This window comes from Saonia flava (assembly GCF_011927795.1).
Lineage (GTDB): Bacteria > Bacteroidota > Bacteroidia > Flavobacteriales > Flavobacteriaceae > Saonia > Saonia flava.
The window spans coordinates 1,677,778-1,693,204 of record NZ_JAATJJ010000001.1 but is presented as its reverse complement, the minus strand read 5'-3'; the positions used below and the strand labels follow the sequence as shown (position 1 = coordinate 1,693,204).

Below are 15,427 nucleotides of genomic sequence, written 5' to 3'. Positions count from 1 at the left end.
ATACTACATAGTCAGTAAACTAGCCATTATGGGCATTCATCTTAATTATGGAACAATTAACAAGATATAAGATTAATATCGTTCTCGGTTAAGAGTATAAAGTAACTAACAATATCCACCAAATACTTATGAAGATTTTAGCTATTGATGATCAACAACTAATCCTAATGTCCCTTGAGAAGCGATTAGTTGAATTGGGATACGAAGTGCAAACTGCGGATAGGGGAAAAGCTGGGCAAGATTTATTTGACTCCTTTAAACCAGATTTGGTCATAGTCGATATAAATATGCCCGATATGTCTGGGCTGGATGTGGTTAAACATATTAGAACCAAAAGAAAATCCAAAACGCCTATTATGGTAATGTCTGGAAATACAGATGATGACATTATAGTTAGCGGTTTTGACCTGGGAATAGATGATTATATGAAAAAGCCGGTAAGCCTCAGTGAAGTGGCTGCTAGGGTAAAGAGGATTTTGGGGAATGAAGTAACTGGGAATACATCTTCGGAAAAGGAAAAAACAAGAATGCTCCAACAGTATTGTGTGGGTGTTGTTATACCTTGTTATAATGAAGAGGAAAGATTGTCTGGCGAGGCGTTTAAGGACTTTGCTTACGAAAACCTTGGGTATCACTTATGTTTTGTAAATGATGGTAGTACGGATAATACTCTAAAAGTATTGGAAGAACTGCGTAAAGGTCATGAAAATACCATAAGCATATATGATTGTGAAAAAAATGGAGGTAAAGCTGAGGCCGTAAGACAGGGTGTGCTTCATTTGGCAAAAGACCCCCAATTGGATTACATAGGATATTTGGATGCAGATTTATCAACTGACTTTAGAGATTTTGATGACTTGGTCAAAACATTGGAAAACTCCGAATTTAAAATAGTAAGTGGCTCTCGCATGAGCAGAATGGGTGCAAACATTACTAAGGAGTCAGCAAGAAAAATAATTAGTAAGACCATAAACCTTATTATAAGACGAATTTTGGGAATGGAGTTCAACGATACCCAATGTGGTGCCAAAATAATGGATAAGGATATAGTTGATTTATTGTTCACTAAGAAATTTATTACCAGATGGTTATTTGATGTTGAAATTTTTATGAGAATGAGAAACCATTATGGAAAAGAAAAAGCCAAGAGCCTAATTTGTGAGCAGCCATTGAAGCGATGGATACATGCAGATGGGTCCAAACTTTCCATGAAGGACTCAGTTAAAATTGTAGGACAATTGGCCAAAATAGCATTTCATTATCATAGTTAGTAGATATAGTTGGTTTGATTAAAGCGCATCCTTTTTTAAAGGGTGCGTTTTTTATTTAACTCCAGTTTTTCACCATTAAACGCGCCAAACTTTCCAACCAACTAAATCCATTAATTTTAATTTGTTGAAGGAACTATTTTTGAGGTATTAATTAATACCATTCAAAATGATAAAGAAGCAAAAAATAAAAAAGTACATTGGATTCATTAAAACTAATGACTTTGGAGAGACCTATCAGTTATGTGACATAAGCATTAACCAAAAAGAAATTATTTTGGATTTAAAAACCCATATTGCTTAAAGGGTTTTTGTTCCAAAAAAGTAAATAGTGTTCGTTAACCGTTTAAATGTCCACAAAAATTAAAAGCTAAATAAAAAAGGATTGCTTTTCTGCAATCCTTTTTTTATACCCAATACTAAATAAGCAAACTAAGATTTTAAAGACTTTTTACCTGAATATCATGAAAACGGTTTGCTTGTAGCTTTAGCAATTCCTCTGCTTTTTTCTTTTTGTACATATAGAGTTCTTCTTCAGACTTTATATCCGAATAAACTTTCTCGTTCAATTCCCCATCCGTGGAAAGTAATAGTTTTCTCTGTTCTACTTTTTGCGTTACCCAAGTTTTAAGAACACTTTCTTCTTCCTCTAATTTAAGATCGTACTCTCCCTTTGGAGCCAAAAGTTTGGCGATTATTGGCGAAGTCTCAATGGCCAAGAACAACAGAAAGATAAAAAAGGATGGGAACCATGCCAACTCTCCAAGCGCATTGATACGAGCCATAAGTCCATCAAAACCATCTATAATGGGTTGGGAATCTTTTACTGTATTGGCATATTCCAAATTAAGATTGGCAATTTGGGTTTCTATACCGGCAATCTTTTGGGCATTGGTTTCTTTTAATTGTCCTAGTTCTAATAAGGCGGCATCATGTTTTTCTCGCTTCTCTTTATAAACAGGTCCTTTGCCCAGAAGTTTTGTTCCTGCTGTTCCTTCAGCTTCAGAAATATAAGTGTCGTACAAAGCATTGGTTTCCGCTTCTTTTGTGTTGATTTCAGTCTTTAGATTTGAAATTTCTTGATTTAGATTTGCAATCGTAGGGTCATACTGTAATGCAATTTGGTCTTTATTGGCCAGAGTAAGCTCATTTTTCTGTTCCAACAATACCTGGTTGATTTCCTTTTCAAAAATTTTCATTTCCAAAGGTTTGGATATCACCACAGCAATGATAACGGCCAATAATATTCTTGGGGATGCCTGTAACAACTCACTCTTAAAGCTGTCTCGCTTTTTAATGGTAGAGACAATAAATCGGTCTAGATTAAAAATGAGAAGCCCCCATATCAACCCAAAGAAAATAGAGGTATAGATGTTGTCAAAAACAGTATAAAGGGCATAACTACTTGCAATAAATGCCATTATAGCTGTGAAGAAAACAGTGGCGCCAATACCGGCATATTTGTTTTGTTCTCCTTTGGAGCAATCTTTAAGAATGTTGGTATCTGCCCCGGAGCAAAGGATAAAAAAACGTTGTATCATAACAGTGTTCAATTGATTGATAAAATATTAGAACGTGGTTTGCGATGATTTGTTACACAAAAAGCCCCGATTTCCGAGGCTTTAGGATAAATTTATGATATTACATAAATGCTAATTCAAGTAACGACTGATTTTGACCACTGGAGGGTTGTTGTTTTTTCTGGATACTTCCATGCTCAAGTCACCGTCTCTTTTTAATAGGGAAATGGCCTCATCAGACGTAATTTTCTTTTTTCCATGATAAAAGGTAGCACCTTGTTTGGCCATTTCTATGGCATGGTCCAAAGGTGAAGGAGGTGTTGGAGGAGTTGGTGGTTCTGACACATAGAAATCTATCTTATCAATGGCAGCAATTTCCTTGTTATTAATTATGCTATCAATAGCAGCACTTTTATAGCCATTTTTCTGTTGGGTTGGTGGCGGCGGAGATGCATTACGTAGACTTTCTGGCCATATGGCAGGCGACGATTCTATTTTGGCAACTTCTGAGTCTGTTACCGGGAATTTCATTGGTGGTGGCGGTGGTAAGTTAACTGCCCCTGGTGCATTAGGTGCTGGTGGGGGTGCAGGAAAATCTGGAAAAGATTCTGCGTCAGCCCTTTGTTTGTCGGACATCTTGTTATATATATACTTAAGTCGTTCAACTTCTTTAGATTTAACTTCAAAATTGTTTTTAGACATGGCATTGTATTTTTTTGCTAATTTGGTGTATTCCGCCATTTCTTTCCTGGTGGCACTTTCTTGTATTTTTTTGGTAATACCGGATTCTACTCCTATAAAGTTTATTGTGGCAGAACCATATTCAGTAAGAATTTTGTCTACTTTTTCAATGACATTCTTAGGGGTTTTTGGGTCTGTTTTAATGACCGATCTAATGATTTTCTTTCTCTCATCAAAAGACAAATGGGCATTTATTTTTGACAAATAATTCTCTAAATTTTCTAATTTAACTAAATCGGATTGAACCAAAAGTTGACCGTTCTTATTTATGTTTATAATGATTTCTTTGACAGTCTTCTGTGGTTTTGTTGGAGGGCATTCTGGAAAAGGTTGAGCTCCCCGTTTTTGGACGTCAGACATTTTTTTGTATAGGGTTTCCAAAACCTTCAAATCTTCTATAGGAATGACTCTCTTTTCAATTGGAAGTGTGTTATATTTTTTGGCTAACACATTATATTCCAATAATTGTTCTCCACTTATTTCAATGGGGTAATTTAATTCAGTCGAGATATTAATAGCTTCATTTTCTTTTTGAATTATTTTGGTCTCACTAAACCCAAAAAGCAATAGAGCTATTAATGGTATGGGCAAAAGACTTCTAAATAAAACCCCTTTTTTTGATGTTTTTGTTTTCATGATTGTAAATCGTTTTTTGATTGATGAATAATTGATGGCATTGGCCAATTCTGGCTGATACTTCTTTTGGCTATCATGAGATAAGTAAGATAGCAGTGTATTTTGATAGTTTTTTGTAGTAATGTCCTTTTGCAAAACGGCTTGGTCGGCCAAGAATTCATGGTTCAATTTTATGGCTTTTTTAAATAGATATATAAAGGGGTTGAACCAAAAAACCACTTGTAATAGCTCAATAAAAACAACGTCATAGCTATGTTTTTGTTGGGCATGGGTTTCTTCATGTAACAAAACTTCCTTTGGGATTTTATTGGATTCCAATTTTTTCTTATTCAAGAAGATGTATTTAAAAAACGTATGGGGCGGAAGTTTTTCTTGAAGTAAAACCTGAGTAAAACGATTCAATATTTGCTTTGGATTTTTACGGACTCTCCATAAAATCTGAAATAGATTTTTCGTGAATTTAATTCCGAAGAAAAATAGCCCTATTAAATAGACAACCCATAAAAGGGGTTCTATATCCAAAATATCCGATTTCAAAGCAGGAGGTACGTTTATAACTTCATTTGAGTTGGAAGTAAAATGTACAATTTCGGAATTAGTCAATTCTGTTGTTTCAATATATTCTGTGAACACTAGAGTTGGTATAATCAGTGCCAGTGCTAAAGACAACAGTAGGTAAAAACGCTTAAACCTATGCATGTTCTCTTTCTCTAAAAACAATTTATAGAACAAGAATAAAATGGCGAGGCAACCTCCAGATTTTAAAATATAGACCAGCATATTTATTTCTTTTTGATTTCGTTGTCTATTAAAGCTTTTAAATCTTCCAACTCTTTTTTAGAAAGATTGGTTTCTTGGGTAAAGAAGGATGCAAATTGTGAGGCACTATCATTAAAAAAGTTCTTAATGAGCCCGTTTACATGTTTAGAAAAATAGTCTTTCTTTTTAACCAAAGGATAATACTCCCTTGAACGGCCATAACTTTTATAATCTATAAAGTTCTTATCCGCCATCCTTTTTAAAAGGGTAGCTACAGTAGTTGTAGCGGGCTTTGGTTCTGGATAGGCATCTAATAAATCCTTCATGAAAGCCTTTTTATGCTTCCAAAGAATATTCATTAACTCTTCCTCGGATTTTGACAATTGCATTTCTACGTTTTTAGAATTTGTTCTACAAACATAGAATAAATATTTGAATTCTACAAACGTAGAGTTAAATTTATGATGCTTTTAAGAAGCGGAACAGGGTATTTCCCTATTTTTAAGGATATTAAAACCACCAAAACAAAATGAAAACCTTCCTTATAATTTCTCTTTTTATTTTTTCGATTATTGGTTATGCCCAAAATGAACCTATTGTTATCCCACTCTGGGAAAACGGGGCGCCTGGTTTTGAGCATTTAAAAAATGAGCCAGAGCAGGCAAAGGATTGGTGGGTAAAAAATGTGCACAACCCCTCCATAACAGCTTTCAAAGCTCCTGATAGTATTGCCAATGGAACATCGGTTTTAATATGCCCAGGAGGTGGCCATAGGGAATTGGTCTTTGATGCCGAGGGGAAAGATGCAGCCTTGTATCTTAATAAACTTGGAATTACCGCTTTTGTATTAAAATATAGATTAGCTCGCGAGGAAGGGTCTCCCTATGATTTAAATGTACATGCCAAGGAAGATGCATACAGGGCCATGCGAACCATTAGAAAGAATGCCAAAGAATGGAATATAGATCCAAATAAAATAGGGATGTTCGGCTTTTCTGCTGGTGGGGAGGTAGTTTCCATGGTGGCTTATGGGAATGGTGATGGAAATCCACAAGCCAAAAATGGGATTGATAAAATGAACGGAAAACCCAATTTTCAAATTTTGGTTTATCCTGGGCCACTGGGAATTCCTGATGAGTTTCCGAGTGATGCACCACCTGCATTTATGGTGGTTGCCAATGATGATGAATGCTGTTCGGGCCCTGTTGTTAAAATAGTAAATGGATACAGAAAAGTGAATAGGCCAGTTGAAGCCCATATTTATGCCAAAGGAGGACATGCCTTTAATATGGGGTATCGTACAGAACTAAAAACTTTGGCTTCGTGGCCACAGCGTATGGCCGACTGGTTATTGGATAATGGCTATTTGGAAAAGAACTGATTCTATACAGAAAATAGATGTAGTTTTGCAGCACAAAAACAAAGAATGGGTCTATTAGAGGATTTACAGGCAAGAAGCGGTTCTATCTGCGAATTATGTACAGCAAATGAGAATTTAAAAATTTATGAAGTCCCACCTAAATCTACAGGTGGAGTGGATGGGAGTTTGTTGGCATGTGAAATTTGTATTGATCAAATAGAGAACCCAGATGCTACAGATGCCAACCATTGGCGTTGTTTAAATGATAGTATGTGGAGCGAGTACCCTGCTGTACAGGCAGTTGCGTGGAGAATGCTTTCTCGTTTAAAAACTGAAGGATGGCCACAGGATTTGTTGGATATGCTTTATTTGGATGATGAAACTTTAGAGTGGGCAAAAGCCACCGGAGAAGGTGTTGCCGAGGCGGATAAGATTGTCCATAGAGATGTAAATGGGGTGGTTTTGGAAAACGGCGATAATGTGGTGCTTGTTAAGGACCTTAAGGTTAAGGGTTCCAGCATGGTTGCCAAGCAAGGTACAGCGGTAAGAAGAATTTCTTTAGATTGTGAAAATGCTGAATATATTGAAGGTAAAGTTGGGGCACAACAAATTGTGATTATCACCAAGTATGTAAAGAAAATATAAGACTATTTGTTTAGAGGAGATTCGTTGATCCAATGAAACCCTCTTGAGTGCAATAAAAAATCATCCAAATCTTTACGTTTAAAAATAATTTTCAATGTATCATTATTGTTGAATCCTTCTAATTCTAACTGGGAATAGTTTGGATATGAATATTGATAGTTTGATATATCCAATTCATTATCTTTTAGGTACATCTTAATTTTTGATGCTGTCGTATCTGGTTCAAAGGTGTAATATAACTTGTTGTTTGTCATGGTCTTTATTGTGGCTCTTCCTTTGTAATCTACAATTAAATAATGCCAGCGATAATCGTCTGTGATTAAAGGGGGTAAGGTATCATTGTTCTTTATAAAGGTTTTGGCTTCCCACATACCATATAAATAAGGTTTTTCTCTTTTCGTCCCATTACTTTTTTCAGTACTATATCCGAAAATACACCCTATTATAATCAGTAAGGCTAAACCTATAGATTTGACCCAAAAAACTATTTTATCAAAACCCCTCTCATTTACTGGGTCATAATACTCATATTGTTCTACAGGTCTATTCTTAAAGAAAACATTTACAAAGCGTCTGTAATCTGTCATGAAAATTACAGCAGACATTAAAACTAAATGTACAGATAATATTTTAACAGGAATATCAAACATAAAATTCATCACCGCAACATGAGTCATAATACCCATGACCAAAAAAGACCCCAATGTTTGCGTTCTACGAGGAATCAATAATAAACCACCAATGATTTCCAAAGAACCCGTAAACAGGTTAAAACCTTTGGAATACCCCATATAGGTCCACGCAAGGCCCATGGGGGAAAAATTCCCCAATGGCTCTAACATTCGTGTTAATGAAGGATAAGGAAATTGTATTTGAAAGACCTTTACAAACCCATAAAGTAACATAGCCATAATGATAAAAATCCTAAGGATTTTTAAAAACCAGTAAAATGCTTTGTTATAACTTTTTCTTTTGGAATCAAGAATAGACCATGCTATTGTGATTATTATGGTTGCTATAATTCCAACGAAAAGACTTATGTATGCATACGTATTGTCACCGCTTCCATTTCCACTGACTTCAAAATTATAAGAGAAATTAAAAATATTCTTCCCAATCCATTTAAAGGGTGTTTCAAATAAACCACCCACGAACATTAAGAAAATATATAAAGAGAAATAAGCGAAAATAAATCTAAATACTATTTTCATTTTTGTAGTCCACTCCGCTTTAAATTCTTGTGTTAGCATAAAATTTTATGGTTTAGGATCGGTTCATTTCAGTGAAATATTTGTAAAAATAGGGGATGGTTTCTATTCCCTTTAAATAGTTCCAAACACCAAAATGCTCATTGGGGGAATGTATGGCATCACTGTCCAAACCAAAGCCCATAAGAATGGTTTTACTTTCCAATTCCTCTTCAAATAGAGAAACAATAGGAATACTGCCACCGCTACGCTGTGGAATTGCAGGAATACCAAAGGTTTTGGTGTAGGCTTTATTTGCTGCTTGGTAGCCTATAGTATCAATAGGAGTAACATAACCCTGACCTCCGTGATGAGGTGTTACTTTTACAGTAACGCCTTTGGGAGCAATTGTTTCAAAATGTTTTGAGAACAATTCTGTAATCTCTTCCCAATCTTGGTTGGGCACTAAACGCATAGAAATTTTTGCATACGCTTTACTGGCAATGACTGTTTTGGCTCCCTCACCAATATATCCTCCCCAAATTCCATTGACATCCAGAGTAGGGCGAATGGAATTGCGTTCATTAGTAGTGTAACCTTCTTCGCCATAAACGGCATCTATATCCAAGGCTTTTCTATACTCATCCAATGAGAAAGGTGCTTTGGCCATTTCAGCTCTTTCAGCTTTGGAAAGTTCTTCTACCTTATCATAAAATCCAGGAATTGTTATATGATTGTTCTCATCATGTAAGGATGCAATCATTTTGGAGAGTATATTAATTGGGTTAGCTACCGCTCCACCATAGAGACCTGAGTGTAAATCTCGGTTGGGTCCAGTTATTTCAACTTCTACATAACTCAATCCTCTTAGTCCAGTTGTAATGGAAGGTACATCATTGGCAATCATTCCAGTATCGGAAATGAGAATAATGTCATTCTTTAATTTATTTCTATTTTCCTTCACGAATAGTGCAAGGTTGTTGCTGCCCACTTCTTCTTCGCCCTCAATCATGAATTTTACATTACAGGGAAGCTGATCGGTTTCGGTCATAAATTCCAATGCCTTTACATGCATATACATTTGTCCTTTATCATCACATGCACCGCGGGCAAAAATGGCGCCATCTGGATGTAAAGCAGTTTTTTTAATAACAGGTTCAAAAGGAGGTGAATCCCATAATTTTATTGGATCTGGTGGTTGTACATCATAATGTCCGTATACCAATACGGTGGGTAATTTGGGGTCAATTATTTTTTCCCCATAAACAATAGGATATCCTGCGGTTTCATGAATTTCCACTAGGTTGCAACCAGCTTTTGATAAAGAAATTTTTATGACTTCTGCAGTTTTTAAAACGTCTTTGGAATAGGCAGAGTCTGCACTTATGGAAGGTATTTTTAAAAGTTCCTGTAACTCATTAAGAAATCGTTCCTTATTTTCTTTTATGTATGATGTAATGTTGTTCATAGAAGTTTTTATCTGTCTCAAAATTACTAAAAGGATTTTTTAAAGGTGAAGCATTTTTAAATTGAAATTTTGCTTTATATTTGCATCCCGTTTTTAACGGAAACGCAGGCGTGGTGGAATTGGTAGACACGCTAGACTTAGGATCTAGTGCCGCAAGGTGTGAGAGTTCGAGTCTCTCCGCCTGTACTATTGAAAGCCTTTCCATTTGGAGAGGCTTTTTTTATTAAAGTAGAAAATGTGTTTTTGATGAATTATACCTCAATATAATCTTAATCATATTTTCTCGTTATTATATTTATAAAGTAAAACTACTGTTAAACAAAATCTTACATTTGTTTAAATTTAGTAACTTTGTTCGTTAAATGAAGCAGCTTTTTATTAAAATATCAGCAATTTGCATGTCGGCGATAGTGTTGTTCTCAACATTGTCTTTTACCATGGATATGCATTATTGTGGAGATACTTTGGTTGATGTGGCTTTGTTTGAGAAAGCCGCAGCCTGTGGAATGGAGCAAATGAAACCTTCCAAAAAATGTGGTGACAAAATTGAGAAAACGTCCTGTTGTGCCGATAAGCAAATTATTATGGAGGGTCAGGATGATTTAAAGGACAATGTTGTTAAAGTAAGTTTTGAACAACAAACATTCTTGGTGAGTTATGTTTATTCTTATATAAGCTTATTTGAAAGTTCCGATCTTTCTTTCACCTCTTTTGTAGTAAATCCCCCCCCCCTGCTCAATAAGGACTTTCAGGTTCTTTACGAGACATTTTTGATTTGATTTATTAGATAAAATGAATTAGCCCAGCAGTTAACTGTTTTGGGCCAAATGCGTTGTTGTCAATTTAAATATACTACCTAGTGTAATTATCTAATAACCAAATTTATATGCTCAATAAAGCAATAAAATTCCTAATAGAGAACAAACTTGTAGCAGTTCTAATGCTTGCCCTCTTTGTGGGTTGGGGCATTGTTAACGCACCTTTTAAATGGAATGTAGGTTTTTTGCCCAGTGACCCTGTGGCGGTAGATGCTATTCCAGATATTGGGGAAAACCAGCAAATTGTATTTACCAAATGGGATGGGCGTTCCCCACAGGATATCGAAGACCAGATTACATATCCGCTTACCACTTCTTTATTGGGTATTCCAGGGGTGAAAACAATTCGAAGTTCTTCAATGTTTGGGTTTTCAAGCATCTACATCATTTTTGAGGAAGATATAGAATTCTACTGGTCACGAAGTAGGATTCTTGAAAAACTCAATTCCCTACCAGCTGGACTTTTGCCAAATGGTGTAAACCCATCGCTAGGTCCAGATGCAACAGGATTAGGTCAGATTTTTTGGTATACCTTAGAAGGTCGTGATGAGGATGGAAATGTAACAGGCGGTTGGGACTTGAACGAACTACGAAGTATTCAAGACTATTATGTGAAATATGCACTTTCTTCAGCTACTGGTGTTTCCGAAGTTGCTTCCATTGGTGGTTACGTTCAAGAATATCAAGTTGATGTTGACCCAGAATTAATGCGGCAATACGGTATTCATTTGAGTGATGTGATAAAGGCTGTCAAACAATCCAATCAGGATATTGGGGCACAGACCTTAGAAATAAATCAAGCTGAATATTTGGTAAGGGGACTCGGGTATGTAAAGTCCATTGCTGATATTGAAAATGCCGTTGTCACTTCTGAAAACTTTACTTCCATAAGGATAAAAGATGTTGCCAAAGTCAATTTAGGGCCGGCCACACGCCGTGGGGTATTGGACAAAGAAGGTGCCGAGGTTGTAGGTGGTGTTGTGGTGGCAAGATATGGTGCTAATCCATTGGAAGTAACTAATAATGTAAAGGACCAGATTGCAGAGCTTTCATCAGGTTTACCTACTAAGCAACTAAAAGATGGGCGTACTTCTCAATTAACCATTGTGCCGTTTTATGACCGTACGGAATTGATTCAAGAGACTCTTGGTACGCTTAATGAGGCCTTGACATTTGAAATTCTCATTACTATTTTGGTAATCATAGTTATGGTATTTAACCTCCGTGCTTCCATCTTGATTTCAGGATTATTGCCCGTAGCGGTCTTAATGGTTTTTATTTCAATGAAATTATTTGGAGTGGACGCCAATATAGTGGCTTTGTCAGGTATTGCCATTGCCATAGGTACAATGGTTGATGTAGGGGTTATTCTCTCTGAAAATATCATTAGGCATCTTGATGATAACAATACTCTTGAAGATTCAAAGCAATTATCTATCAATACCGTTGTCTATAATGCCACAGCTGAAGTTTCCGGAGCAATTTTAACTGCGGTGCTGACCACTGTCATAAGTTTTGTTCCTGTATTCACAATGATTGGTGCTGAAGGTAAATTATTTCGCCCTTTGGCATTTACCAAAACAATGGCATTAACTGCTTCTATAATTGTTGCATTGTTCTTAATACCTCCATTTGCCGCCTATTTCTTCAAAAAACGAAATCTTAAATCAATTTTTAGGTATATCATTAGTGGAGCCTTAATTGTTCTGGGGGTTTTAGCAGTACTATTAGGTTATTGGCTAGGATTGTTACTTGTTGTTTTTGGAGTGTTGGCAATACTATCCCTTAGAGGTGTAATTTCTCTTAAGGAATACAATTTAGGTGCCATAATTGTCTCTGTCATTACCATTGTCTTTTTGTTGGCAGTGTATTGGCGACCCTTAGGTTTTGATCGGAGTATTATTATGAATCTTATATTCGTGTCATTCATTAGTTGTGGTCTGTTGGCTGCCTTTTGGGTATTTCGAATGTATTATACCCGCATTTTAAGATGGGCTTTGCAAAACAAGTTTCTTTTTCTTGCCCTGCCTACGGCCATTGTGATTTTTGGTGTGCTGATAATGCGCAATACGGGCAAAGAATTCATGCCCTCTCTTAACGAAGGTTCGTTCTTGCTAATGCCTACTTCATTACCACATTCGGGAGTCGCAGAAAACAAAAGAGTATTGCAACAGCTAGATATGGCCGTGGCCAGTATTCCTGAAATAAAGACCGTGGTAGGAAAAGCAGGTAGGACAGAATCTGCATTGGACCCCGCACCACTATCAATGTACGAGAACTTAATACAGTATCGCTCAGAATATGAATTGAACTTAGATGGAAAACCCCAACGTTTCCGTATAAATAAAGACCGTTTTTTTGAATTAAAAAATGGTAAGGTGGTAGCTAATCCAAATATGGAAGTAAATAACGCTTCAAGCTATTTGAATAAAGCTTTTAAAGCAGACCGAGGTCAATTAATTGAAGATGAAAACGGTGAATATTACCGTAATTGGCGACCTAAGATACAGTCACCTGATGACATATGGAATGAAATAGTTAAGGTCACAAAATTACCAGGGGTAACCTCTGCCCCGAAGCTACAGCCCATAGAAACCCGATTGGTAATGCTCCAGACTGGAATGCGTGCTCCAATGGGTATAAAGGTGAAAGGTCAAGATTTGAGACAAATTGAAACCTTCGGCCTGCAATTGGAAGAAATTCTTAAAACAGCGGAAGGTGTTAAGGAACAAGCAGTTTTTGCAGACCGAATTGTAGGAAAACCCTATTTATTGATTGATATAGACAGGGAGCGTTTGGTTAGATACGGTATAACTATTGAAGATGTACAGCGCATATTGTCAATAGCTGTAGGTGGAATGCCTTTGACCCAAACTGTGGAAGGCAGAGAGCGATATGCAGTCAGGGTTCGCTATCCTAGAGAACTTAGAGGTAATCCAGATGATATAAAAGGAATCTATGTTCCTGTGGCCAAGGGAAGTCCTGTGCCATTAAGTGAGTTGGTCACCATTCGATATGAACAAGGGCCACAAGTTATTAAAAGTGAAGATACCTTTTTGGTAGGTTATGTCCTCTTTGACAAGATGGATGGTTTTGCTGAGGTGGACGTAGTGGAAAACGCACAGAAGACCATTCAGGCAAAGATTGATAGTGGTGAGCTAACAGTTCCCAAAGGAATAAGCTATGGCTTTACCGGCACCTATGAAAACCAACTTCGTGCAGAAAAAACTTTATCATTGGTAGTGCCTTTGTCCCTTATCATCATCTTTTTGATTCTCTATTTCCAATTCAGAAGTGTGACGACGTCCTTAATGGTATTTACGGGAATAGCCGTGGCCTTTGCAGGAGGTTTTGTAATGATATGGTTGTACGGACAGGAATGGTTCTTCAATTTTAATTTTTTTGGCGAAAACCTAAGGGATTTGTTCCAGATGCAAACCATTAATTTAAGTGTTGCGGTATGGGTAGGGTTTATTGCCCTATTTGGAATTGCAACAGATGATGGTGTGGTAATGGCCACTTACTTAACTCAAACCTTTGACCGTAACAGTCCAGATAATGCTCAGGGTATTCGTGATTCTGTGATAGAAGCAGGCGAAAAACGAATACGGCCCTGTTTAATGACTACGGCCACAACCATATTGGCCTTATTGCCCATTCTTACATCCACGGGACGAGGGAGTGATATTATGATACCAATGGCCATACCAAGTTTTGGAGGTATGCTCATTGCCCTAATCACCCTATTTGTGGTACCTGTTCTATTTAGCTGGAAAAAAGAAAATCAACTCAAAAGAGCAAGCAAATGAAAAGTATATGTGTAACCATGATTATGTTGTTTGTATGTGCAATTGGAAAGGCACAGCAATTACAATCCTATATAGAAGAAGCACAGTCCAACAATCCCACTATTCAAGCTCATCAACTGAACTATAACATTGCACAGGAAAAGGTGAATGAGGCCAATTGGTTACCCAATACGGAGTTTATCGCTGGTTATTTTGTGAGCGAGCCCGAAACCCGAACTGGAGCACAACGAGCAAGATTTTCAGCTAAGCAGATGTTGCCTTGGTTTGGTACGGTCTCCGCTAGGCAAAGGTATGCTGAGACAATGGCTGAGACAGATTATGTTGATTATGTTATTGTTAAACGAAAACTGACCTTGGACGTGGCTAGATCCTACTATAGATTATATAGTCTAAAAGCCAAGCAAGATGTCTTGGACGAAAATATTAAGTTGCTTCAAACTTATGAAAAATTGGCACTTACCTCTGTTGAGGTTGGCAAGGCAAGTGCGGTGGATGTATTACGATTACAGATACGTCAAAATGAAATAGAACAACAAAAGGAAGTGTTGCAAGAAGAATTCCTGGCAGAACAAGCCGCTTTTAATGGATTATTAAATAGAGGCATTGGTATTGCTGTTGATGTTGTTTCTAGTATGAGCATACCGGAAATTGATCCTATTACTTTAGATAGCTTGCAATTAAACCCAGAATTACTGCGCTTTGATAAGATGTATGCGACTGTAACCCATGCAGAATTGCTTAATAAAAAAGAAAGTTCACCTATGCTTGGCTTTGGGTTGGATTATGTTCCCGTGCAGGAACGACCTAATATGACATTTGGTGATAATGGAAAAGATATTGTTATGCCCATGGTTTCACTTTCAGTTCCAATGTTCAACAAACGCTACGATTCCCGTACCAAACAGAATGAGTTGCGCAGGCAGGAAATAGAGCTCCAAAAGCAGGAACGATTGAATGTATTAGAGTCTAGTTTTGCAAAAGCAGTATCACAACGGAATGAAGCCAGAATTGCCTTCAATATCCAAGCCAAAAACTTGAAACAAGCCAAAGATGCGGAACAAATACTTATAAAAAATTATGAAACAGGAACCATCGATTTTGAAGATGTTCTGGAGATTCAAGAGCTACAATTAAAATTTCAACTCAATCAAATTCAATCGGTTAGGTTGTATTACGTACAATCTGCCCTTATCAATTATTTAATAAACAAGTAAAT

12 protein-coding genes and 1 tRNA gene are annotated in these 15,427 nt (G+C 36.8%); 8 read left to right on the top strand and 5 right to left on the bottom strand.

The features are described 5' to 3' along the window. The first annotated feature begins 128 nt into the window (after positions 1 to 128). Positions 129 to 1,271 (top strand): response regulator, encoded by a 1,143-nt coding sequence (locus tag GGR42_RS07450; RefSeq protein WP_167962416.1) that lies wholly within the window; start codon positions 129 to 131, stop codon positions 1,269 to 1,271. Between the two features lie 166 nt (positions 1,272 to 1,437). Continuing rightward, the gene (locus GGR42_RS16950; protein ID WP_262887095.1) at positions 1,438 to 1,572 is read left to right on the top strand and encodes a hypothetical protein; all 135 of its coding nucleotides are present in this window, start codon (positions 1,438 to 1,440) and stop codon (positions 1,570 to 1,572) included. 136 nt (positions 1,573 to 1,708) lie between these two features. Here GGR42_RS16950 and GGR42_RS07445 read toward each other — a convergent pair whose 3' ends face one another. The 3 genes from GGR42_RS07445 to GGR42_RS07435 form a co-directional block, all read right to left on the bottom strand. Further along, on the bottom strand, positions 1,709 to 2,809 hold the full coding sequence (locus tag GGR42_RS07445; RefSeq protein WP_167962414.1) for a DUF4407 domain-containing protein: 1,101 nt from the start codon (positions 2,807 to 2,809) through the stop codon (positions 1,709 to 1,711). Between the two features lie 111 nt (positions 2,810 to 2,920). Continuing rightward, positions 2,921 to 4,945 (bottom strand): M56 family metallopeptidase, encoded by a 2,025-nt coding sequence (locus tag GGR42_RS07440; RefSeq protein ID WP_167962412.1) that lies wholly within the window; start codon positions 4,943 to 4,945, stop codon positions 2,921 to 2,923. A gap of 2 nt (positions 4,946 to 4,947) precedes the next feature. Beyond that, on the bottom strand, positions 4,948 to 5,313 hold the full coding sequence (locus tag GGR42_RS07435) for a BlaI/MecI/CopY family transcriptional regulator (protein ID WP_167962410.1): 366 nt from the start codon (positions 5,311 to 5,313) through the stop codon (positions 4,948 to 4,950). A gap of 140 nt (positions 5,314 to 5,453) precedes the next feature. Between GGR42_RS07435 and GGR42_RS07430 the strand changes: the two genes are divergently transcribed. Both GGR42_RS07430 and GGR42_RS07425 read left to right on the top strand, forming a co-directional pair. Continuing rightward, positions 5,454 to 6,305, top strand: a complete 852-nt coding sequence (locus GGR42_RS07430; RefSeq protein ID WP_167962408.1) for an alpha/beta hydrolase — start codon at positions 5,454 to 5,456, stop codon at positions 6,303 to 6,305. A 45-nt stretch (positions 6,306 to 6,350) separates the two neighbouring features. Beyond that, entirely contained in the window at positions 6,351 to 6,929 is a 579-nt protein-coding gene (locus GGR42_RS07425; protein WP_167962406.1) for a PhnA domain-containing protein, read from the top strand. A 2-nt stretch (positions 6,930 to 6,931) separates the two neighbouring features. On the opposite strand, the gene GGR42_RS07420 is transcribed toward GGR42_RS07425, so the two are convergent. Continuing rightward, positions 6,932 to 8,179, bottom strand: a complete 1,248-nt coding sequence (locus GGR42_RS07420) for a hypothetical protein (RefSeq protein WP_167962404.1) — start codon at positions 8,177 to 8,179, stop codon at positions 6,932 to 6,934. A gap of 13 nt (positions 8,180 to 8,192) precedes the next feature. Further along, complete coding sequence (locus GGR42_RS07415; protein WP_167962402.1) at positions 8,193 to 9,584, bottom strand: dipeptidase; 1,392 nt, start codon at positions 9,582 to 9,584, stop codon at positions 8,193 to 8,195. Between the two features lie 104 nt (positions 9,585 to 9,688). On the opposite strand from GGR42_RS07415, the gene GGR42_RS07410 reads away from it, so the two are divergent. The 4 genes from GGR42_RS07410 (at position 9,689) to GGR42_RS07395 (ending at position 15,425) form a co-directional block, all read left to right on the top strand. Continuing rightward, positions 9,689 to 9,770 (top strand) — tRNA-Leu (locus GGR42_RS07410). A 176-nt stretch (positions 9,771 to 9,946) separates the two neighbouring features. Then, complete coding sequence (locus tag GGR42_RS07405; protein ID WP_167962400.1) at positions 9,947 to 10,363, top strand: HYC_CC_PP family protein; 417 nt, start codon at positions 9,947 to 9,949, stop codon at positions 10,361 to 10,363. Positions 10,364 to 10,470: 107 nt separating this feature from the next. Continuing rightward, positions 10,471 to 14,211, top strand: a complete 3,741-nt coding sequence (locus GGR42_RS07400) for an efflux RND transporter permease subunit (protein WP_167962398.1) — start codon at positions 10,471 to 10,473, stop codon at positions 14,209 to 14,211. Continuing rightward, positions 14,208 to 15,425 carry a TolC family protein gene (locus tag GGR42_RS07395; protein WP_167962396.1) on the top strand — a complete coding sequence of 406 codons (1,218 nt, stop codon included), beginning with the start codon at positions 14,208 to 14,210 and terminating at the stop codon, positions 15,423 to 15,425. The genes GGR42_RS07400 and GGR42_RS07395 overlap by 4 nt, the downstream gene beginning before the upstream one ends. Positions 15,426 to 15,427 lie beyond the last annotated feature (2 nt).

Coding starts and splice junctions, on each gene's coding strand:
- GGR42_RS07450 (WP_167962416.1), top strand. CDS start 129: ATGAAGATTTTAGCTATTGATGATCAACAACTAATCCTAATGTCCCTT.
- GGR42_RS16950 (WP_262887095.1), top strand. CDS start 1,438: ATGATAAAGAAGCAAAAAATAAAAAAGTACATTGGATTCATTAAAACT.
- GGR42_RS07445 (WP_167962414.1), bottom strand. CDS start 2,809: ATGATACAACGTTTTTTTATCCTTTGCTCCGGGGCAGATACCAACATT.
- GGR42_RS07440 (WP_167962412.1), bottom strand. CDS start 4,945: ATGCTGGTCTATATTTTAAAATCTGGAGGTTGCCTCGCCATTTTATTC.
- GGR42_RS07435 (WP_167962410.1), bottom strand. CDS start 5,313: ATGCAATTGTCAAAATCCGAGGAAGAGTTAATGAATATTCTTTGGAAG.
- GGR42_RS07430 (WP_167962408.1), top strand. CDS start 5,454: ATGAAAACCTTCCTTATAATTTCTCTTTTTATTTTTTCGATTATTGGT.
- GGR42_RS07425 (WP_167962406.1), top strand. CDS start 6,351: ATGGGTCTATTAGAGGATTTACAGGCAAGAAGCGGTTCTATCTGCGAA.
- GGR42_RS07420 (WP_167962404.1), bottom strand. CDS start 8,179: ATGCTAACACAAGAATTTAAAGCGGAGTGGACTACAAAAATGAAAATA.
- GGR42_RS07415 (WP_167962402.1), bottom strand. CDS start 9,584: ATGAACAACATTACATCATACATAAAAGAAAATAAGGAACGATTTCTT.
- GGR42_RS07405 (WP_167962400.1), top strand. CDS start 9,947: ATGAAGCAGCTTTTTATTAAAATATCAGCAATTTGCATGTCGGCGATA.
- GGR42_RS07400 (WP_167962398.1), top strand. CDS start 10,471: ATGCTCAATAAAGCAATAAAATTCCTAATAGAGAACAAACTTGTAGCA.
- GGR42_RS07395 (WP_167962396.1), top strand. CDS start 14,208: ATGAAAAGTATATGTGTAACCATGATTATGTTGTTTGTATGTGCAATT.